Origin of the sequence: Qipengyuania flavescens (assembly GCF_029688735.1) — a bacterium.
Taxonomy (GTDB): domain Bacteria; phylum Pseudomonadota; class Alphaproteobacteria; order Sphingomonadales; family Sphingomonadaceae; genus Qipengyuania.
On record NZ_JARULD010000001.1, the window covers coordinates 748616 to 768352 of the forward strand.

The 19737-nt window shown below is 65.1% G+C and carries 14 protein-coding genes and 1 riboswitch; of the genes, 3 read left to right on the forward strand and 11 right to left on the reverse strand.

The features are described 5' to 3' along the window. Positions 1-50 precede the first annotated feature (50 nt). Together P8R33_RS03670 and P8R33_RS03675 are read left to right on the forward strand one after the other, a co-directional pair. Positions 51-863, forward strand: coding sequence for an NTP transferase domain-containing protein (locus P8R33_RS03670; protein ID WP_278327630.1), 813 nt, complete (start codon positions 51-53; stop codon positions 861-863). Positions 864-881: 18 nt separating this feature from the next. Further along, the gene (locus P8R33_RS03675; RefSeq protein ID WP_278327631.1) at positions 882-2147 is read left to right on the forward strand and encodes a lipopolysaccharide biosynthesis protein; all 1266 of its coding nucleotides are present in this window, start codon (positions 882-884) and stop codon (positions 2145-2147) included. On the opposite strand, the gene gcvPB is transcribed toward P8R33_RS03675, so the two are convergent. The 10 genes from gcvPB to P8R33_RS03725 form a co-directional block, all read right to left on the reverse strand. Beyond that, the gene (gene gcvPB, locus P8R33_RS03680; protein WP_278327632.1) at positions 2144-3826 is read right to left on the reverse strand and encodes an aminomethyl-transferring glycine dehydrogenase subunit GcvPB; all 1683 of its coding nucleotides are present in this window, start codon (positions 3824-3826) and stop codon (positions 2144-2146) included. The genes P8R33_RS03675 and gcvPB overlap by 4 nt on opposite strands. Continuing rightward, complete coding sequence (gene gcvPA / locus P8R33_RS03685; RefSeq protein WP_278327633.1) at positions 3823-5190, reverse strand: aminomethyl-transferring glycine dehydrogenase subunit GcvPA; 1368 nt, start codon at positions 5188-5190, stop codon at positions 3823-3825. Before gcvPA ends, gcvPB begins: the two co-directional genes overlap by 4 nt. Before the next feature lie 39 nt (positions 5191-5229). Continuing rightward, complete coding sequence (gene gcvH, locus P8R33_RS03690) at positions 5230-5601, reverse strand: glycine cleavage system protein GcvH (protein WP_278327634.1); 372 nt, start codon at positions 5599-5601, stop codon at positions 5230-5232. 4 nt (positions 5602-5605) lie between these two features. Next, positions 5606-6796, reverse strand: coding sequence for a glycine cleavage system aminomethyltransferase GcvT (gene gcvT / locus P8R33_RS03695; protein WP_278327635.1), 1191 nt, complete (start codon positions 6794-6796; stop codon positions 5606-5608). A 154-nt stretch (positions 6797-6950) separates the two neighbouring features. Further along, positions 6951-7046, reverse strand: a riboswitch (glycine riboswitch). Between the two features lie 73 nt (positions 7047-7119). After that, the gene (locus P8R33_RS03700) at positions 7120-7362 is read right to left on the reverse strand and encodes a hypothetical protein (protein WP_278327636.1); all 243 of its coding nucleotides are present in this window, start codon (positions 7360-7362) and stop codon (positions 7120-7122) included. A gap of 40 nt (positions 7363-7402) precedes the next feature. After that, positions 7403-8323 (reverse strand): sulfite exporter TauE/SafE family protein, encoded by a 921-nt coding sequence (locus P8R33_RS03705; protein WP_278327637.1) that lies wholly within the window; start codon positions 8321-8323, stop codon positions 7403-7405. Then, positions 8320-10944 carry a methionine synthase gene (gene metH, locus P8R33_RS03710; RefSeq protein WP_278327638.1) on the reverse strand — a complete coding sequence of 875 codons (2625 nt, stop codon included), beginning with the start codon at positions 10942-10944 and terminating at the stop codon, positions 8320-8322. The genes P8R33_RS03705 and metH overlap by 4 nt, the downstream gene beginning before the upstream one ends. A gap of 3 nt (positions 10945-10947) precedes the next feature. Next, positions 10948-11994, reverse strand: coding sequence for a homocysteine S-methyltransferase family protein (locus P8R33_RS03715; RefSeq protein WP_278327639.1), 1047 nt, complete (start codon positions 11992-11994; stop codon positions 10948-10950). A gap of 1 nt (position 11995) precedes the next feature. Beyond that, positions 11996-12895, reverse strand: coding sequence for a methylenetetrahydrofolate reductase (gene metF, locus P8R33_RS03720; protein WP_422785440.1), 900 nt, complete (start codon positions 12893-12895; stop codon positions 11996-11998). A gap of 17 nt (positions 12896-12912) precedes the next feature. Next, positions 12913-13884: an ArsR/SmtB family transcription factor gene (locus tag P8R33_RS03725; protein ID WP_278327641.1), complete on the reverse strand. Its 972-nt coding sequence runs from the start codon at positions 13882-13884 to the stop codon at positions 12913-12915. Between the two features lie 133 nt (positions 13885-14017). Between P8R33_RS03725 and P8R33_RS03730 the strand changes: the two genes are divergently transcribed. After that, positions 14018-16051, forward strand: a complete 2034-nt coding sequence (locus P8R33_RS03730; RefSeq protein ID WP_278327642.1) for a glycoside hydrolase family 3 C-terminal domain-containing protein — start codon at positions 14018-14020, stop codon at positions 16049-16051. Positions 16052-16053: 2 nt separating this feature from the next. Here the strand turns inward: P8R33_RS03730 and P8R33_RS03735 are convergent, their stop codons facing one another. Then, a complete protein-coding gene (locus P8R33_RS03735) occupies positions 16054-19638 on the reverse strand; it encodes a hydantoinase B/oxoprolinase family protein (RefSeq protein WP_278327643.1) in 3585 nt (1194 codons plus the stop codon). Between the last annotated feature and the right edge of the window lie 99 nt (positions 19639-19737).

A 19737-nucleotide genomic window follows, 5' to 3' on the forward strand; every position in this document is an offset into this window, starting at 1 on the left:
CGCTGCGCTGCAAGGTGACAACCCCGCACTTCGGGCCTAAATGCGCGCCCATGGCTACGCAGACACACGCAAAGATCACCGCCCTCGTTATGGCCGGCAAGCGCTCCGGCGTTCTCGACCCGCTGGCCGAGCGTGCCGGTGTCGCCCAAAAATGCGTCGTGCCGGTCGGCGGCATGCCGATGATCGAGCGGGTGATCGCTAATGTCGCTGCCTGCGATCGCATCGGGGAAATCCGCGTTGTGGCGCATGAACCGGACGAGATCGCGGCGATCCCGTCGATCAAGGCGCTGATGGACGAGGGCCGACTGGTGTTCCGCCCCGGCGCGTTCAACCTCGTCGACAGCGTCTTCTCGGGCGCGGAGGGCGCGAGCTATCCGATCATGATCACCACGGCAGACAACTGCCTGTGGCTGCCGCACGACTATGCCGAATTCATCGACAAGGCGATCGCCAATCAGGCAGGCGCCGCCGCTGCCCTGGCGCGAAAGGAAGGGGTCATCGCAGCCGACCCGGTAGGCCAGAAGAAATTTTACGAGTTTTCCGACGGCGGCTATTCCAACTGCAACACCTATTGGATCGGCAGCGAGCAGGCTCTCGGCGCGGCGGAGATCATGCGCGGCGGCGGGCAATTCATGAAATTTCCCAGCCGCATCGCCAAGGCTTTCGGCGTGGTGAACCTGATCCGCTTCTTCCTCGGTTGGGGAACGAAGGAGAAACTGTTCGCGCAAGTCTCGCGACGTTTCGGCTTCAATTTGGTGCCGATCGAAATGAGCAATGGTCATTGTGCAATCGATGTCGATGAGGGGCGCAGCTTAGAAGTTACCGAACGCCTGCTGGCCAAGCGGAACGTCTCCGCCGCCTGAGGCTGCGACACCTGAGGGATGAAACGGCTTCTCCGCAATATCGGCTGGCTGCTCAGCGGCCGCGGCGTCAATGCCGTGCTGAGCCTCGTTTATCTGGCGATCGCGACGCGGACGCTGGGCCTCGACGGGTTCGGATATTTCGCGCTCATCGTCGCGCTCGGGCAGACGGTCACGGGCATCGCCAACTTTCAGACCTGGCAATTCGTCGTGCGCTGGGGCGCGGGCGAGGACGGCCCTGCGGAAGCGACCGGTTTCGCCATCGCGCTCGACATCCTGTCCATCGTGCTCGGGACTGTGCTCGCCGCCGCACTGTGCTGGTCGGCGCAATTCTGGCTACCCCTGCCGCCCGACTTGCTGTGGCTCGCCTTCGGCTTTTGCATGGTCTCGCTGCTGGCCATCCGCACCACACCGACGGGGCTGTTGCGACTGCGGTTCGAATACGGGCGGGCGACGGCAGCCGAGGCGGTACAGCCTATAATCCGCGCATTGGGCGCAATCCTCGCCGCGATCTTCATGCCGACCGTCACCGGCTTCATCCTCGCCTGGGCCGCGGCCGAAGTCTGCGTCGCTGCCGCGCTCTGGTTCGCTGCCGGCCGGACCGAACGCATCGACTTCTCGCAAATCAGCCTGTTCCGGCTCCCGTGCGAGCATGCCGGGGCGTGGAAATTCGTCTGGTCGACCAATCTTACCGGCAGCCTTAATGTCGGCTCCAAACAGGTTCTCATCCTGCTGGTCGGTGCGATCGGCGGCGAGGCGTTCGCCGGTGGCTTCCGCGTCGCCAGCCAGCTCGGCCAGGCCTTGGTGAGCCTGGCGCAGACCGTCTCCAAGGCGATCTATCCCGAGCTGGTGCATGCCCGCGACAATGCCCATGACATGGCGCGCCGCATGGCCAATATCGCGCTCGTCGGCGGCGCGCTGGCCGTGCTGGTGGCGATCTTCCTCGGGCGGCCCGGACTGGTCCTGATCGCCGGGCCCGAATTCCGCGTCGTCTACTGGGCGATGGTCATCCTCGCCATTGCCGGGGCGATCGAGCTGGTCGGTGCCAGCCTGGAATCGCTACTGGTCAGCGCCGGACGCGCCGGCACCGCCTTCGTCATGCGCGCGGTGCCAACGATCATCGGCCTGTCGCTGCTGCAGGTGGCGATGGACTGGAACGGCCTGAAGGGCGCGGCTTTCACCGTTCTCGGTGCCAGTGCGCTGTCCGTGATCGGGTTCTGGGTGGCGGTGATCTCGCTCAGCCAGATCACCATCACCGTGGAACCGAAAACCGACACCCGCGACTAGCGTGCGCCGACCTCGCTGGGGACCGGCGTTCCGGCTGGAGCGCTTTGATCCTTGTAGGCAAGCACCGGCTTCCTCGCAGCCTGCGTTTCGTCGAGGCGCCGCCGCGGGGCATAGAAGGGCGCAGTCTTGAGCGTCTCGTCGCCAGCCTTGGCCCGTTCCGCCACGCTGCGCAGAGCCAGGATGAACTGGTCCAGCGCCGCCTTGCTTTCCGTCTCGGTCGGCTCGACCAGCATGGCTCCATGTACGACCAGCGGGAAGTACATGGTCATCGGATGATAGCCTTCGTCGATCAACCCCTTGGCAAGATCGAGCGTCGACAGCCCATCGGCAAAGCCTTTGTCGCTGAACAGCGCCTCGTGCATGCAGGGCCCGCTGTGGGCGAAGGGCGCGTCGAGCACGTCTTCCAGGCTGCGCAGAATGTAATTCGCGTTGAGCACGGCATCCTCGGCCACCTGCCGCAAACCGTCCGCCCCGTGGCTGAGGATATAGGACAGCGCGCGGGTGAACATGCCCATCTGGCCGTGGAACGCGGTCATGCGCCCGAAGTGCCGCATGCGCCCGCCGAAATGTTCTTTGGAGAAGCTGTCGGCATCCTCTTCCTCGACGAGGTGGACGACGCCGTCCTTTGTCCGCGAGGTGTAGGGCAGCGGTGCGAAGGGGCTGAGCGCCTCGGAAAACACGACCGGGCCGGAGCCGGGGCCGCCGCCGCCATGCGGGGTGGAGAAGGTCTTGTGCAGATTGATGTGCATCGCATCGACGCCGAGATCGCCGGGGCGGACCTTGCCGACGATGGCGTTGAAGTTCGCCCCGTCGCAATAGACGAAACCGCCTGCTTCGTGGACCGCGTCCGAAATCGCCTTCAGGTCGCGCTCGAATAGGCCGAGGGTCGAGGGATTGGTGATCATCACGCCAGCCACGTCCGGGCCGAGGCGGCTCTTGAGCGCATCGAGATCGACGCGGCCGTCCGAATTGGCCGGAATGTCCTCGATCTCGTAACCGGCGAAGGCGGCGGTGGCGGGATTGGTGCCATGCGCGCTTTCGGGCACGAGGATGACCTTGCGTGCATCGCCGCGCGCTTCGAGTGCGGCGCGGATGCAGAGGATGCCGCACAGCTCGCCATGTGCGCCGGCCTTGGGGCTCATCGCCACTCCGTGCATGCCGGTGAGGTGGATGAGCCAGAAGGCTAGCTCGTTGATCACCTCCAGCGCGCCGCGCACCGTATCGACCGGCTGCAGCGGATGGACATCGGCAAAGCCGGGCATGCGCGCGACCTTCTCGTTGAGCCGCGGATTGTGCTTCATCGTGCAGCTGCCAAGCGGGAACAGGCCGAGATCGATGGCATAGTTCTGGCGGCTGAGGCGCGTGTAGTGACGCACGGTTTCCGGCTCGGTCAGACCGACGAGCCCGATCGGTTCGCTCCGCTCGAAATCACCGAGGCGGCCGGCCGGCGCAGGCGTCGGCGGGCTCGGCTGCTCCACTCCGGCAAGGTCCAGCTTGGCAGCGAAATCGAAATCGACGCCGGTGGTCTCGCTATGGCCGATCTCGAACAGCAGCGGCTCTTCGAGCATCAGCGCGCGGTTGCCGGTTGCGGTATCGGGACCGCCCATCGCGTTGTCGCCCTCGACCGGGGTGCCGGGCTTCCAGCCCGATGCGTTCGGAGTTTTCGTTGGCGCGTTCATGCCAGCACCTCCTCGAGCGCGGAGGCAAGGATTTCGATGTCCTCCTCCGTGGTGGTTTCGGTCACTGCGACCAGAAGTCCGTTGGCAAGTGCGTCGTTGCCGGGGAACAGGCGGCCGAGCGATACGCCCGCCAGGACATCCTGCTTGGTCAGCTTGCGCACGATCTGGCGCGCGTCGCCATCCAGCAGAACGGTAAATTCGTTGAAGAATGCCTCGTTCAGGACTTCGACGCCGGGTACCTTGGCCAGCCGGTCGGCGGCGATGCAGGCGAGGCGGTGGTTCTCCATCGCGAGCTGCCGCAATCCCTTTTCGCCGAGCAGCGTCATGTGAACGCTGAACGCCAGCGCGCAGAGGCCCGAATTGGTGCAGATGTTCGAGGTCGCCTTTTCGCGGCGGATGTGCTGCTCGCGCGTCGACAGCGTCAGCACGAAGCCGCGCTTGCCCTCGGCATCGACAGTCTCCCCGCACAGGCGACCGGGCATCATGCGGACATGCTTTTCGTCGCGCACGGCGAAAAGGCCGAGATACGGCCCGCCGAACTGCAGGCCGACGCCGATCGACTGGCCCTCCCCGATGACGATATCCGCGCCCATTTCGCCGGGCGATTTCACCGCCCCGAGCGCCACGGGCTCGGTATTGACCGCGATCACCAATGCGCCCTGTTCATGCGCCGCCTCGGCAATCTTCGCGATGTCGGGGAGGCGGCCGAGGATGTCCGGATATTGCAGCACGACGCAGCTCGTATCTCCATCGATCCGCGCAATCAGGCCGTCGTCATCGGGCTTGGCCGTCAGGCTGGGCGGAGCGCCGGCGATTTCGTCATCGGTGAATTTGGCCATCGTCCGCACCACCTCGGCGTAATGCGGATGGAGCGCGCCCGAGAGCACGACCTTGCGTTTCTTGCCGCGGGCGATGCGGCTGGCCATGGCGACCGCTTCCCAGCAGGCGGTCGAGCCATCGTACATCGATGCATTGGCGACCGCGCAGCCATAGAGCCGTGCGACCTGCGTCTGGAATTCGAACAGCATCTGCAGCGTGCCCTGCGCGATTTCCGGCTGGTAGGGCGTATAGGCGGTGAGGAACTCGCCGCGCTGGATGATGTGATCGACGCTGGCGGGGACGTGATGCTTGTAAGCGCCCGCCCCGAGGAAGAACGCCGCATCTGCCGCCGCGAGGTTCTTCTTGCTGAGCCGCCGCATGTGCTTTTCGACCGCCATCTCGCTGGCGTGCATCGGCAGCCCCTCAATCGGGCCGCTCAGCTGCGCCTCTTCCGGCACGTCGACGAACAGGGCGTCGATATCGCTCGCGCCGATCTTGGCGAGCATCGCCGAACGGTCGGTATCGGTCAGGGGTAGGTAGCGCATTTCATGTTCCCGTCGTCCCGGCGAAAGCCGGGAAGGCTATTAGAGACTGTCGCAGAAGCTCTTGTAGGCCTTCGCGTCCATCAGGCCTTCGAGCTCGCTCTTGTCGCCGATGGTCATCTTGAAGAACCAGCCGGTTTCCTCAGGCGAAGTGTTCACCAGCGCCGGGTCTTCCTCCAGCGCCTCGTTCGATTCCATCACTTCGCCGCTGATCGGGGCGTAGACGTCGCTGGCGGCCTTGACGCTTTCCACCACGGCGGCATCCTTGCCCTTGTCGATCACGCTGCCGACTTCGGGCAATTCGACGAAGACGATATCGCCCAGCTGGTTCTGTGCATAATCGGTAATGCCGACGGTGGCGCTGTCGCCCTCCACGTCGATCCATTCATGCTCTTCGGTGAAGTAACGGGCCATCGGGTCAGCTCCCTCGGTAATAGTTGTGGGAGACGAAGGGGAGCGTCACCACCTTCGCCGCAAGTCTCTTGTTACGAACCATGATCTCCAGATCGGTTCCCGCATCGGCGTGAGCGACATCGACATAGCCCATGGCAATCGGGTGGCCGAGCGTGGGCGAAAAGCCGCCGCTGGTGACGCGGCCGACCTTGTCGTCGCCCGCGTAGATTTCCGCACCTTCGCGGGCCGGCAGGCGCCCTTCGAGGGCAAGGCCCACGCGGCGTTCCTTCGGGCCGGACTCCATCAGCGTCTTCACCGCCTCGAAGCCCATCCAGCCGCCGGTCTCGCGGCGCTTCTTGGTGAGCGCGAAGGCGAGATCGGCACTGACGGGATCGACCGTGTCGGTCATGTCGTGGCCGTAGAGCGGCAGGCCCGCCTCGAGGCGAAGGCTGTCCCGCGCGCCGAGGCCTGCGGGACGCACTTCGATTTCCGCGCACAGGCGGTCGCACAGCGATTCCGCGAATTCGGCAGGGACCGAAATCTCGAACCCGTCCTCGCCGGTGTAGCCCGCCCGGGTGATCCGCAGCGGCCATTCGCCGAAATCGTGCTCGAGAGATTGCATGAAGACGAGCTGTTCGGGCACGCCGCGCATGATGCGGTTGAGCGCAGTTGCGGCATTGGGCCCCTGCAGCGCGACCAGAGCGTAATCGTCCATGTGGGTCAGCGTGACATCGTCATCGAGATGCTCGCGCAAATGGGCGATATCGTCCCATTTCATCGCGCCGTTGACGACGATGTAATAGGCGGGCTCGCCCCAATGGCCTTCAGTGCCGGCGTCCTCGTCGCCCTCGATCCACGGGGTGGCATTGGTGACCATCAGATCGTCGAGGATCCCGCCCTCGTCGTTGAGGAGCAGCGAGTAGCGGACCCGGCCCGGCTTCAGCGTGGCGATCGCGCCGGGAAGCAGCTTTTCCAGCTCTTCCGCAGCCTTCTCGCCGGTCACCATCAGCTGGCCCATGTGGCTGACATCGAACAGCCCGGCGTTGCTCCGCGTCCAGTCGTGTTCGGCGACGATCCCGCCGCCGGTTTCCTTGTTGTACTGGATCGGCATCCAGTATCCGGCGAACTCGACCATGCGAGCGCCCTTGCCGCGATGCCATGCATCGAGCGGCAGCGTGCCGGTTTCCTGCTGTTCGTTTTCTTCAGTCTCGCTCAAGTCCCGTCCTTCAAAGCATGGGCGCGCCGATCCCGGCGCGGGAAAACAACCCATGCCCCCTCTGTCGGGAAACCTGAGAGACTGACACGCGGATGGGCGTGCTTACCCCTTCGGTGGCTGGCCGCGATGGCGACCGGCGCTTTCCAGAGTGTCGATGGCCCGCACGGTCCGGTGGCCTGAGAGTTTCCGGGGCGGTTGCTCCTTCGGCGGTACGGGGACGCCGCCCCGCACGCTCTCCCGTGCGCGCCCGCTACAGAATCGCTCCCGCAGCCGACGCCTGTTGCACTGCGGCAATCCCCGCGCAGCGTCAATCGCGAAAAGCCTTATTCCCCGGCCTCGATCGCCCGGCGGACCATGTCGATTTCCTCGGCCGCGAAACCACCTTCGTCCGGCGATGTGCGATCGGGCAAGGCGGTGGCGAAGTAGACGAGGCCTTCGCTGTCGTCCTCCGCGATCCACAGGCCGGAGCGCAAGCCATACTCTTCGACCGCATGGCCGTCACGGCGTACACTGTCCGCGAAGAGATCGTCGCCGCAAGCATCCAGTGCCGGAGAGAGCGTGAGCACGCCTGTCCCGTAGTTGCCGCGACGAGCTAAATCATGTCGATCAGCTCCAATTGAGCCATAGCAGGTAAAGCGCGGACAGGACGATCCAACTGCCGTCGAGCGTCTTGAGGCGCCTCGCCCCAAGCCAGAGTGCAATCGGTCGCGCAAGGAACCCACCCAGTGCCGCCGCAGGCCCGGCCAGCAGTACCACCTCCCACTGAATCGTGCCCGCCTCGACATGCCAGAGAGCGCCTACGATGACGCTGACCGAGGAGATCAGGCAGGCTGCACCTGTGCAGAGCAGGACTGGGTAATGCCGGATGAACAGGTATAGCGCGACAAGTTCGCCGATGCCGACGGAGAACAAAGCCGTCAGCATGCCACCCGGTATTGCGAGCATCAGCAAGACAGCGAGGTCGAGACGTTCGAGCCGAGACTTTTCCGCACGCTCCAGATTGACCGTCCAGGTCGAGGCGATCAACGCAATGCCGAGCAGTATGGAAAAAGTCTTGTAGCCCATCAAGACTGCGTGCTGGTCGAAAGCCGTCAGGCGCTGGGTTGCAAGCATGGCAGGCAGCGACAGCGCCAGGACCGCCCCGGCCACGGTGAAGAAATCCCTCGGACGTACCTGGGCATGCAAGGGATCGGGTTGCGGCTGGTGATACAATCGGTCGGTCCAGCGCAGGGCCCCCATCGTCATGCCGAAACTCTGAATACACATGGAAACCCCCACCACTTGTAGTGGCTGAAGGTCCATTACCTGCCATTCGCGCAGGGCATTGAAGACCGGCACGAAGACCACCCCGCCGCCAGTACCTGACGTATTGGCGATGATTGCGCCAATCACACCGATCCCGGGGAGGAACCAGAGGCGAGAGATAAGTCGCGTATCGTAGAGGGCCAGGAACAACAGCGCCCCGAAGGCGAGCAGCAGAATGCCGCCGCCGATCCAAACCAGCCTCCCCTTCGGCAGGGTGCTCAATCGAGATTGGGCCTCAGCCATCGTTCGGCGGTCGCCATATCGACCCCGCGCCGCTGCGCATAGTCTTCCAGCTGGTCGCGCCCGATCCGGGCGACGCCGAAGTACTGCGCTTCCGGGTGACCGAAGTAGAATCCGCTGACCGCCGCCGTCGGCCACATGGCGAAATTCTCGGTCAGCGTCAGGCCGGCGTTACCAGGCACGTCGAGCAGGTCGAACAGGATGGGCTTGAGGCTGTGATCGGGGCAGGCCGGATAGCCCGGGGCGGGCCGGATGCCCCGATACTCTTCCTTGATCAGCGCCTCGTTGGTCAGCTGCTCGTGAGGCGCATAGCCCCAAAGGTCGGTGCGGACGTGCTGGTGCAGGCGTTCGGCGAAGGCTTCGGCGAAGCGGTCGGCCAGCGCTTTCAGAAGGATGTCCGAATAATCGTCCTTGTCCTCCAGGAAGCGCTTCGAATGCTCGTCGATCCCGTGAATGCCGACTGCGAAGCCGCCCAGCCAGTCGCCCGCCGGATCGATGAAATCGGCGAGGCACATATTCGCCCGGTCGCGGCTCTTCTTCACCTGCTGGCGCAGGAACGGCAGCATCACATCGTCGCGGTCGTCGAGATGCAGCGTTATGTCGTCGCCGTCTCGTGCGCAGGGCCAGAAGCCGGCCACACCCTTCGCGGTGAGCCATTTCTCCTCCACGATCCGGTCGAGCATGGCATTGGCGTCGGCGAACAGCTGCGTCGCCGTTTCGCCCACGACCTCATCCTCCAGGATCGCCGGGTAGTTGCCGTGCAACTCCCAAGCGCGGAAGAACGGAGTCCAGTCGATATAGTCGCGCAGATCGGCGAGCGACCAGTCGTCGAACACATGCACCCCGGGCTTGAGCGGCGGGGCGGCCTTGTCCGACAGGAAGGCATCGTAATAATTGGCGCGGGCGTCCTCCAGGCTCAGCAGCACGCTCTGCCCCTTCCCCGCCCGGGCATCGCGGACATGGCCATATTCGCTGGCCGTGGTCTCGACGAATTCGTCGCGCTGCGTGTCCGACAACAGGCGGCTGGCGACGCCGACCGCGCGGCTCGCGTCGAGCACGTGGATCACCGGCCCCTCATAGGCCGGATCGATCCGCAGGGCGGTGTGCACCTTGCTGGTCGTGGCCCCGCCGATCAGCAGCGGCATGTCCATGCCCGCCGTCTGCATCTCTTCGGCCACTGTCACCATCTCGTCGAGCGAGGGCGTGATGAGCCCGGACAGCCCGATCATGTCGGCTTTTTCCTCGCGCGCCGTCTCGAGGATTTTCGACCAGGGGACCATCACGCCCAGGTCGATCACGTCGTAGCCGTTACACTGCAGCACCACGCCGACGATGTTCTTGCCGATATCGTGGACGTCGCCCTTCACGGTCGCCATCACAATCTTGCCCTTGGCCTTGCGCTCGGCCTCGGGGAGCAGGTCCTTCTCTGCCTCGATAAACGGAATGAGGTGGGCGACGGCTTTCTTCATCACGCGGGCCGATTTCACGACTTGCGGCAGGAACATCTTGCCGCTGCCGAACAGGTCGCCGACCACATTCATGCCGTCCATCAACGGGCCTTCGATCACTTCGATCGGGCGACCGCCGGACGCTGCAACCAGCTCGCGGGCCTCCTCTGTATCGGCAACGACATGCGCATCGATGCCCTTCACCAGCGCGTGCTCCAGCCGCTTTTTCACCTCCCAGCCGCGCCATTCCTCGGCCGCCTTTTCGTCGGCGGCGCTCTTTCCCTTGTAGCTTTCGGCAAGGTCGATCAGCCGCTCGGTAGCATCCGGGCGCCGCATCAGGATCACGTCCTCGCAGGCCTCGCGCAGGGTCGGGTCGATCTGGTCGTAGACGTCGAGCTGCCCGGCATTGACGATCGCCATGTCCAGCCCGGCGGGAATCGCGTGATACAGGAACACCGAGTGCATCGCGCGGCGTACGGTCTCGTTGCCCCGGAAACTGAAGGAGAGGTTGGAGAGGCCGCCGCTGGTCTTGGCGTGCGGACAGGCCGCCTTGATCTCGGCCACCGCTTCGATGAAGTCGAGGCCGTAACGGTCGTGCTCCTCGATCCCCGTCGCCACGGCGAAGATATTGGGATCGAAGATGATGTCCTCTGCCGGAAAACCGATGCCCGTCAGCAGTTCGTAGGCGCGGGTGCAGATTTCGACCTTGCGGTCCTTCGTATCGGCCTGGCCGGTCTCGTCGAAGGCCATGACCACTAGGGCGGCGCCATAGTCCATGCATTTGCGTGCCTGCTCGAGGAACTGGTCTTCGCCTTCCTTCATGCTGATCGAATTGACGATCGGCTTGCCGGATACGCATTTGATACCGGCCTCGATCACATCCCATTTGGAACTGTCGACCATTACCGGCACGCGCGCGATATCGGGTTCCGCGGCGATCAGCTTGAGGAAGGTGGTCATCGCCTTCTCGGCGTCGAGCAGGCCCTCGTCCATATTGACGTCGATCACCTGCGCGCCGTTCTCGACCTGCTGACGAGCGACTTCGACGGCGGCATCGTAATCGTCCGCCAGGATCAGTTTCTTGAACCGGGCGGAGCCGGTCACATTCGTGCGTTCGCCGATATTGACGAAGCGGGCGGTGGTAAGGTCGCTCATGGGTCAGGCAGCAATCGTAAAGGGTTCCAGGCCGGCGAGGCGCATGTCCGGCTCGACAGTCGGCAGCTTGCGTGGCGCGATGCCGTCGACAGCCGCAGCCATTGCGGCGATGTGGGCGGGGGTGGAGCCGCAGCAGCCGCCCAGCGCGTTGACACGGCCATTCTCGGCCCAGACCTTGGTCAGCGCGGCGGTGGTTTCCGGCAGTTCGTCGTATTCGCCGAGGTCGTTGGGCAGGCCCGCATTGGGATAGACCATCAGATAGGTGTCCGCGATGTCCGACAGGATCTGGACATGGGGGCGCAGTTGCTCGGCTCCGAAGCTGCAGTTGAGGCCCATCGTCAACGGCTTGGCGTGGCGCACCGTGTACCAGAAGGCTTCGACCGTGTGGCCCGACAGATTGCGGCCCGACAGATCGGTCAGCGTGAGCGAGATCATGATCGGGATGTCCTGCCCGAGCTCGCGCTCCAGCTGCTTGACCGCCATGATCGCGGCCTTGCAGTTGAGCGTGTCGAACACGGTCTCGATCAGGATGAAATCCGCCCCGCCCTCGATCAGGGCGCGCGCCTGTTCGACATAGACGGCCAAGATTTCGTCATAAGTGACCTCGCGAAAGCCCGGGTCCTCGACATCGGGCGAGAGCGACAGCGTCTTGTTCGTCGGCCCCATCGCACCGGCAACGAAACGGGGGATGCCGTCCTTCGCCGTTGCCTCGTCCACCGCTTCGCGGACGATCCGGGCGGCGGAGACGTTGATCTCGTGCACCAGATGCTCGGCGTCGTAATCCGCCTGGCTGATGCGATTGGCGTTGAAGGTGTTGGTGGCAAGGATATGCGCGCCGGCATCGATATAGCTGTCGCAGATCGTCCGGATCACCTGCGGCTGCGTCAAATTAACGAGATCGTTATTGCCCTTCTGGTCGGCGGTCAGGCCGGTGTCGCCCGCATAGTCCTCCGGGGCTAGCCTGGCGCGCTGGATCTCGGTGCCGTAGGGGCCGTCCTTGATCAGGATGCGCTGGGTGGCGGCTTCGGCGAATTCGGTGCGCTTGGACATGTCAGGCCTTCGGTCGCAGGCCGAGCATGTGGCAGATCGCGTAGCTCAGCTCGGCGCGGTTGAGAGTATAGAAGTGGAACTGGCGCACGCCGCCGGCATAGAGGCGGCGGCACATTTCGGCAGCGATCGTGGCGCTGACCAGCTGGCGGGCTTCGGGCCGTTCGTCGAGTCCTTCGAACAGGCCCTCCATCCAATCGGGTATGGCGGTCCCGCACAGTCCGCTCATCCGCTGGACGGCGGCGAAGCTCATCACGGGCATGACGCCCGGCACGATCTCGCCCTCGATCCCGGCAGCTTCGGCCTTGTCGCGGAATTCGAAGAAACACTCGGGATCGAAGAAGAACTGCGTGATCGCGCGGGTCGCCCCAGCATCGAACTTGCGCTTCAGATTGTCGAGGTCGGCCTGACGATCGGGCGAATCCGGATGGACTTCCGGATAGGCCGCGACCGAAATTTCGAAATCAGCGATCTGCTTCAGGCCTGCGATCAGGTCTGCGGCGTTCTGGTAGCCGCCGGGATGCGGGGCGTAGCTGCCGCCACCGTCGGGGGCGTCGCCGCGCAGGGCAACGATATGCCGCACGCCCTCTTCCCAATATTCGCGCGCGACCTGGTCCACCTCCTCGCGGGTCGCCTGAACGCAGGTGAGGTGCGCAGCGGCGGGAATATCGGTTTCGCTCACGATACGGCGCACCGCTGCATGCGTGCGCTCGCGGGTAGAGCCACCGGCGCCATAGGTCACCGACACGAAACGCGGGTCTAGCGGGGCAAGAGTCTCCACGCTCTGCCACAGCGTCTGCGCCATTTTCTCCGACTTGGGCGGGAAGAATTCGAAGCTCACCTCGATATCGCCGGGCAGCCCCGAGAACAGCGGCGCCTCGAGCGCGCGCTGCGCTTCGCGCATCTGGTTGAGGGTTGGGCTCACGATACGGCCTTTCTTGCTTCGGCATCGCGCTCTGCGATCCAGATTTTCACGACCAGCTCGCCATCCTCCAGAGCGGCGGTCTCGCCGGGAACGAAGCCGGCGTCTTGCAGCAGGCCGCGCATCTGCGCGTCACCGAAGCCGAGCCGGGCATGAGCGTAGCGCTCACGCAGCTCCTCGCGCTGGTGGGCGGCGAAATCGACGATCGCTATGCGGCCGCCCACAGACGTGACCCGCGCAGCCTCTGCCAGGGCAGCGCGCGGAGCCTGAGCGAAGTGAAGGACCTGATGGAACAGCACCGTGTCAAAGCTCGCCGCGGCAAAGGGGAGCGATCCGAAATCGCCCTGGACGAGCTCGACCCGCTGGGCAGGCAAATTCTGCAGTTTCGCTCGCGCCACGCGTAACATCGCAAGGCTCTTGTCGAGCGCCACGATATGCTCGGCGCGCTCGGCAAAGATTTCGGCCATGCGCCCGGTTCCCGTGCCGATATCGAGCAAACGACCGAGCGGGGCGCTGCCCAAGGCTGCGTCCAGAGCGCTTTCGATCGCTTCGTCCGAGCTGTGCAGACGGCGCAATTCATCCCAATCATGCGCGTGGCGGGCGAAATACGCCTGCGCCTCGGCTTCGCGGGTTTCGCGGATTTCGGCTAGCTTGCGCCGATCGGAGGCGCATAGTTCGGCGAACTCGCTGTCCGCACGTTCCGCAACGTCGAGCAAACGGATGGCACCTCCGGCAAGCGATGGCTCTGCAGTCGTCACCGATCCAGCGCGGACGAACGTCCAGCTCCCCTCCCGCCGCCGCTCGGCAAGACCGGCGTCGCACAGAATGCCGATATGGCGCGAAACCCGCGGCTGGCTCTGACCGAGCACCTGCGCCACCTCCCCCACGGCAAGTTCCATCGACCCCAGCAGCCGCAGGATCCTGAGGCGCGTAGGGTCGGCCAGCGCGCGGAAGAGGGTTTCGGTATGCATTCCTACAATGGATATAAAGATATTTTTATATCTGTAAATCGCTGCTGAAGGGTCGCTGCCGAAGCACGGCCTGTCGCAGCAAGCGGTAATTGCAAACCGGATATTTACCATTCCCCGCGATCACCGGCGGGCAATGTCGCAAACGCCCTTCACTCCCGCTCCCGAGCGCGTCAGGTTCGTCGAGGACCTGCTCGATTACATGACGCTGGAAGAAAAAGCGGGGCAACTGGTGCTCCTGCCGGATGGATCGGCGAGCAGCGATCCGACGCGCATCGACCAGTTGCGGCGCGGGCTGGTGAGCGGGTTCATCGATCCGGTCGGCGCCATGCGCACCCACCAGTTGCAACAGATTGCGATCGAGGAAACGCGCCTCGGCATACCGCTCTTCTTCGCAGCGGACCCGGCGCAGGTCCTGCCCGGTCGCTTGCCCGCCCCGGTCGGTATGGCCGCCAGCTGGAACCCCGAGGCAGTAGCAGCCGCCGAAGAGGCGCTTGCCGAAGAATACCTTGCACTTGGCCTGAACTGGGCCTTTTCACCGGTCGTCGCGACGACAAATTATCTCACCGATGTCGGCTTCGAGCAGTCTTTCGGCGAAAGCGCCTGGCTCGCAGAGCAGATCGCTGCTGGCCGCGTACGCGGGTTGCAGGCGCAGCGCAGCGAGTATCGGCGGCAGGTTCTGGCCACGCTCGATTTCGCCTTCAACGACAGGACCGGGCGCCGCGGAGAAGGCAGCCTGCGAGAGCGCGAACAATTTCGCGCCATTCTCAAGACGGTCGAACAGGCTGCTCCCGCGACCATCGGTCTCGATATGATAGGCCAAGGCCGGCGCAACGTCTCCCGGATCGCGAACGACGCTTTGAAAAACCTGCGCCGCGCCGGGGGGTTCGATGGCATACTCTTGGCCGATTGGGCGCAACTGGCGGAGAAATCCGGACACCACGCCGAGGGACCGGCCTTCGTCGGCCTGTCGGTAGAGCGCCTGGTCGCAGCCGTCGAGGACGGGCGCCTCGGTGCCAGCGAGCTCGACGAAGCGGTGCGCCGGGTACTCGCGGCGAAATTCGATCTCGGGCTGTTCCGTCCGTCGGAGGATGTGGCGCCCGCTGCACCGGCACGGGCCACTGGCCCCGGCGACCCGGCACACGATCTGGCGAGCAAGTCGATCATTCTGCTCCGCAACCAGGGCGGACTGCTCCCGCTGTCGCCCGGTGGCGAAGACGTCCTCGTGGTCGGCAGCGCAGCTCGCGACCGTTCGCTTGCATTCGGCGGAAGCCGGGGCGATGCGTCTAGCATCATCGATGGTCTCGAAGCGCTCGGCATCGCCTACAAGTTCGTGGCCGGCCTTGCCCTGCGCGAAGGTCAGTCGGTCATCGACCGGATGATCCACGCCGATCGCATGGCCATAGGCATGGCCGGCGAAGCCGCGCGGCGCGCAGGCACAGTTATAGCGGTTCTCGGGCAGGGCAGCGAGCAACCGGGCGAGCCACTGGGCGAAGCGCAGACGGTCCTGCTCGAGACATTGCGCGCCGCCAATCCGAGAACCGTCCTCGTCACGCTCGGTTCGCGGCCCTGCGATCCCGATATTGGCGGAGAGCCGCTGCCCTGCATTCTCCATGCCGGAACGCTGGGCACGCAGTCGGGTCATGCAATCGCCGAGATACTGAGCGGACAAAGCGAGCCGTCCGCACGTCTGCCCTATACGATCAGGACGCGCAGCGGGGAGGTCCGCCTGCCCTTCGGGCACGGCTTGTCGTATGGCGAATTCACGCTCGGCGATCTGTCGCTCGAGCTGGGCGCCGATCGCATCCTTGCCAGCGCCCGCCTCCGCAATATCGGCGAGCGGCGCGGCGAAGAGATGCTGCAGCTCTACCTTCGCAGGCTGGACGGTCTCGACGCATCGCGAGAGGCCGTTCTCCGCGGGTTCCAGAGGATCGCGCTCGAACCGGGCCAAAGCACGCAGGTGACCTTCGAACTCGCTGCCGAGGCTCTCGCGCACTATGATGCGCAAGCGCGCTTCAAGGTGGAAGCGGGCGACTACGAAGTCCGGCTGGGCTTCAGCGCGGCCCGTGTCCGGGTGGGCGAAATCGCGCTGCCGCAGCCGGTTGCCGACGCGATGAACGGTGCAGGCAAAGCAACGACCTTGCCGCTGAAGGGAGCGGCCAACAGCTAGGGCTACTCGCTCGGTTCGGGAACGGCCGCCGCTCCGCACCCGCCGCCGCCCGGCGTGAGAATCGTGAAACGGTCGCCCGGCTGCATTTCGGCTGCTCCCGTCGCTCCGAGCGACTCGCGCGTACCATCCACGCGGTCCACCCAGTTTGCACCCGGCTTTGCATCGCCGCCGCCGCAGATCCCCTTGGGCGCGACCGTCCTGCGATTGGCGAGGATATTCGCGCGGATCGGCTCGAGGAACGTGACGCAGCGCTCGACGCCGTCGCCACCGCTATGCGCGCCCTCGCCTCCCGACCCGTGACGGATTGCGAATCGCTCCAGCCGCACCGGCAGGCGCGTTTCGAAAATTTCCGGATCGGTGAGCCGCGAATTCGTCATATGCGTCTGCACCGCGCTGGTGCCGTCGTGATCCGGCCCCGCCCCGGAGCCGCCGCAGATGGTCTCGTAATACTGGTGCCGCTCGTTGCCGAATGTGAAGTTGTTCATCGTCCCCTGGCTCGGCGCGAGGCGGCCTGTTGCGGCAAACAGCGCATCTGTGACGACCTGGCTCGTCTCCACATTCCCTGCGACCACCGCTGCGCCCGGCCTCGGATTGAGCATCGAGCCATCGGGCACGATCAGCTCGACCGGTCGCAGGCAACCGTCGTTCATGGGGATGGCATCGTCGATGAGCGTGCGGACGACATAGAGCGCAGCTGCTCTGGTGATCGACTTCGGCGCGTTGAAATTGTTCGGCAGTTGCGGGCTCGTACCGGTGAAGTCGAACACAGCGGAGCGCGCCTCGCGGTCGATGCGGATGGCAACCTTCACCACCGCGCCATTGTCCATCGGATAGGCGAATTCGCCATCGTCGAGCCGGTCGAGCAGCCGCCGCACGCTTTCTTCGGCGTTGGCGAGGACATGGCCCATGTAGGCCGACAGGATTTCGGCCCCGTGATCCTTCGCTGCCGCGTGCAATAGCTCGGCACCGCGCGTACAGGCGGCGAGCTGCGCGCGCAGGTCCGACAGGTTACGGTCCGGATTGCGCGCGGGGTATTTTGCGTCTGCCAGTGCTGCGCGCACTGCCGCCTCGCGGAATTCGCCTTCGTCGACCATCAGGAGATTGTCGATCAGCACGCCTTCCTGCTCGATGGTGCGGCTCTCGGGCGGCATGGATCCCGGCGCAATTCCGCCGATATCGGAGTGGTGCCCGCGCGCGGCGACGAAAGCGTCCGGTTCTTCGGCACCACCCTCATCGTAGAAGACGGGGACGATCACCGTGATGTCCGGCAGATGCGTGCCGCCGCGGAAGGGATCGTTCAGCACATAGGCATCGCCGCGCCGGAAACCGCGCCCGTCGCGCTTGTCGCCGCGCGTCTCGATCACCCGGGCGATACTGTCGCCCATGCTGCCGAGGTGCACCGGGATGTGCGGCGCATTGGCGATCAACGCACCATGCCGGTCGAACAGCGCGCAGGAAAAATCGAGCCGCTCCTTGATATTGACCGAGGTCGCGGTCGATTGCAGCACGACGCCCATTTCCTCGGCGATCGCCATGAAGTGGTTGTTGAAGATTTCGAGCCGGACCGGATCCGCCTCGGTCCCAGCGGCCCGGTCTCGCGCAATCGGCTGCGCGCGGGTAAGGACGAGGCTACCTTCTTCGGCGAGGCGTGCGCGCCACCCGTCCTCTACCACCGTGGTCGATCCGGGATCGATGATCAACACCGGACCCTCGACCGCCTCGCCTTCGCCCATCGAAGCGCGTTCGATGGTCCGCCAGCTCCCCGAAGCCTGGACACCGACCGCCTCCGGAGCGGCCTGCGCTTCGCCGAGGCCACCGGCATTGCCGCTAGCCTCGACGCTGAGCGCTTCGACGATGATCGGCGCCGAAGCATCGGAATAGCCGAAGCGCTGGCGGTGCAGCGCGCGGAAGGCCGTATCCCTTGCATCGCGATCCTCGCACTCGACCGCGAGCAGGCTGTCGCTCCCTTCGAAGCGCAGCCGGGCGCGGCTTTCGAGCACAATGGCGTCCGGTGCGATCCCCTGCTGCACTAGCGCGTCGCGCGCTTCGTCTTGCAGCGCTGCGAGTTCGGCATCGAAACTCTCGACCAATGGCCGCACCAGGCTGACCTCGTGGATCGCTTTCACCGGCGCGAGGCCGATGCCATAGGCGGACAGGATACCGGCGAGCGGGTGGACCAGCACCGTCTCCATGCCCAGCGCATCGGCGACCTTGCAGGCGTGCTGGCCGCCCGCTCCCCCGAAACAGGCCAGCGCATAGGCGGTTACATCGTGCCCGCGCGCGACGCTGATCTTGCGGATGGCATTGGCCATGCTGTCGACCGCGATGGCGAGGAATCCCTCGGCGATGTCCTCCAGCGGCTGCGGCTCCGGCATGACGGCTGCCACCTCCTCCAAGCGTGCGCGCGATGCGGCGGGATCGAGCGGTTCATCACCGCGCGGACCGAAGACGCGCGGGAAGAAAACCGGGTCGATCCGCCCGAGGAACAGGTTGCAGTCGGTCACCGTCAGCGGGCCGCCCTTGCGATAGCAGGCGGGGCCGGGATCTGCGCCCGCGCTATCGGGCCCGACGCGAAAGCGCGCTCCGTCGAATTGGCAGACCGAGCCGCCGCCCGCCGCGACGGTGTGGATCTGCATCATCGGCGCGGCGACACGCACGCCCGCGACCACGCTGTCGCCGGTCAGCTCGTACTCGCCCGCGTAATGCGCGACGTCGGTGCTGGTCCCGCCCATGTCGAAGCCGATCAGCTTGCCGTGGCCCAGCGCCTCGCCTGCTGCGACCATGCCGACCACGCCGCCGGCCGGACCCGAAAGGATCGCGTCCTTGCCGCGAAATGCGCCGACTTCCGCCAGTCCGCCGTTCGATTGCATGAAGCGAAGAGTACGGGTCTCGGGCAGGCTCGCCTGAAGGTTGTCGGTATAGCGCTGTAACACCGGCGAAAGATAGGCATCGACCACCGTCGTATCGCCGCGCGGGATCAGGCGGATCAGCGGCGCGACCTCGTGGCTGACGCTGACCTGCGCAAAGCCAAGCTCGCGAGCCATCGCGGCCAGTCGCGCCTCATGCTCGCGGTGCTGCCAGCCATGCATCAGCACTATGGCGATGGCGTCGAAACCGTCCGCGCGCAGCGCTGCGAATTGCGCGCGTGCCTGTGCCTCGTCCAGAGAGAGCAGCACTTCGCCAGTCGCAGCCACCCGCTCTTCGATCTCTACGACCTGCGCGGGCAATTGTTCGGGCAGCACGATGTGCCGCGCGAAAATATCGGGCCGGGCCTGAGTGCCGATGCGCAAGGCATCGCCGAAACCGCGCGTGATCGCGAGCGCGAGCCGCTCGCCCTTCCGCTCCAGCAGCGCATTGGTGGCGACCGTCGTGCCGATCCGGACTTCCGCGATCGGTCCCTCGCCGTGCTCCGCCATCAGCCGCCGCACGGCCTCGCTCGCTGCATCGGAATAGAAGCCGGGGTTCTCGGACAACAGCTTGTCAGTCACCAGCTTCCCGCCAGGCGTCGTCGCTACGACGTCCGTAAAAGTACCGCCGCGATCAATCGCAAAGCGCCAGCCCGAAGCGGAAATCTCATCATTGTTCATTTGCCCACTCTAGGCATACATAGATCGAGAACAAGCTATGCGGGTCGCACCGAGCAACCCGATCACGCCGCACAGCTTTTTTGCGTTGCAATAGGCGAG

What these genes read in the sequence shown, in the direction of transcription:
- P8R33_RS03670 (WP_278327630.1), top strand. Translation starts at nt 51, where the DNA reads ATGGCTACGCAGACACACGCAAAGATCACCGCCCTCGTTATGGCCGGC.
- P8R33_RS03675 (WP_278327631.1), top strand. Translation starts at nt 882, where the DNA reads ATGAAACGGCTTCTCCGCAATATCGGCTGGCTGCTCAGCGGCCGCGGC.
- gcvPB (WP_278327632.1), bottom strand. Translation starts at nt 3,826, where the DNA reads ATGAACGCGCCAACGAAAACTCCGAACGCATCGGGCTGGAAGCCCGGC.
- gcvPA (WP_278327633.1), bottom strand. Translation starts at nt 5,190, where the DNA reads ATGCGCTACCTACCCCTGACCGATACCGACCGTTCGGCGATGCTCGCC.
- gcvH (WP_278327634.1), bottom strand. Translation starts at nt 5,601, where the DNA reads ATGGCCCGTTACTTCACCGAAGAGCATGAATGGATCGACGTGGAGGGC.
- metH (WP_278327638.1), bottom strand. Translation starts at nt 10,944, where the DNA reads ATGAGCGACCTTACCACCGCCCGCTTCGTCAATATCGGCGAACGCACG.
- P8R33_RS03715 (WP_278327639.1), bottom strand. Translation starts at nt 11,994, where the DNA reads ATGTCCAAGCGCACCGAATTCGCCGAAGCCGCCACCCAGCGCATCCTG.
- metF (WP_422785440.1), bottom strand. Translation starts at nt 12,895, where the DNA reads ATGCGCGAAGCGCAGCGCGCGCTCGAGGCGCCGCTGTTCTCGGGGCTG.
- P8R33_RS03725 (WP_278327641.1), bottom strand. Translation starts at nt 13,884, where the DNA reads ATGCATACCGAAACCCTCTTCCGCGCGCTGGCCGACCCTACGCGCCTC.
- P8R33_RS03730 (WP_278327642.1), top strand. Translation starts at nt 14,018, where the DNA reads ATGTCGCAAACGCCCTTCACTCCCGCTCCCGAGCGCGTCAGGTTCGTC.
- P8R33_RS03735 (WP_278327643.1), bottom strand. Translation starts at nt 19,638, where the DNA reads ATGAACAATGATGAGATTTCCGCTTCGGGCTGGCGCTTTGCGATTGAT.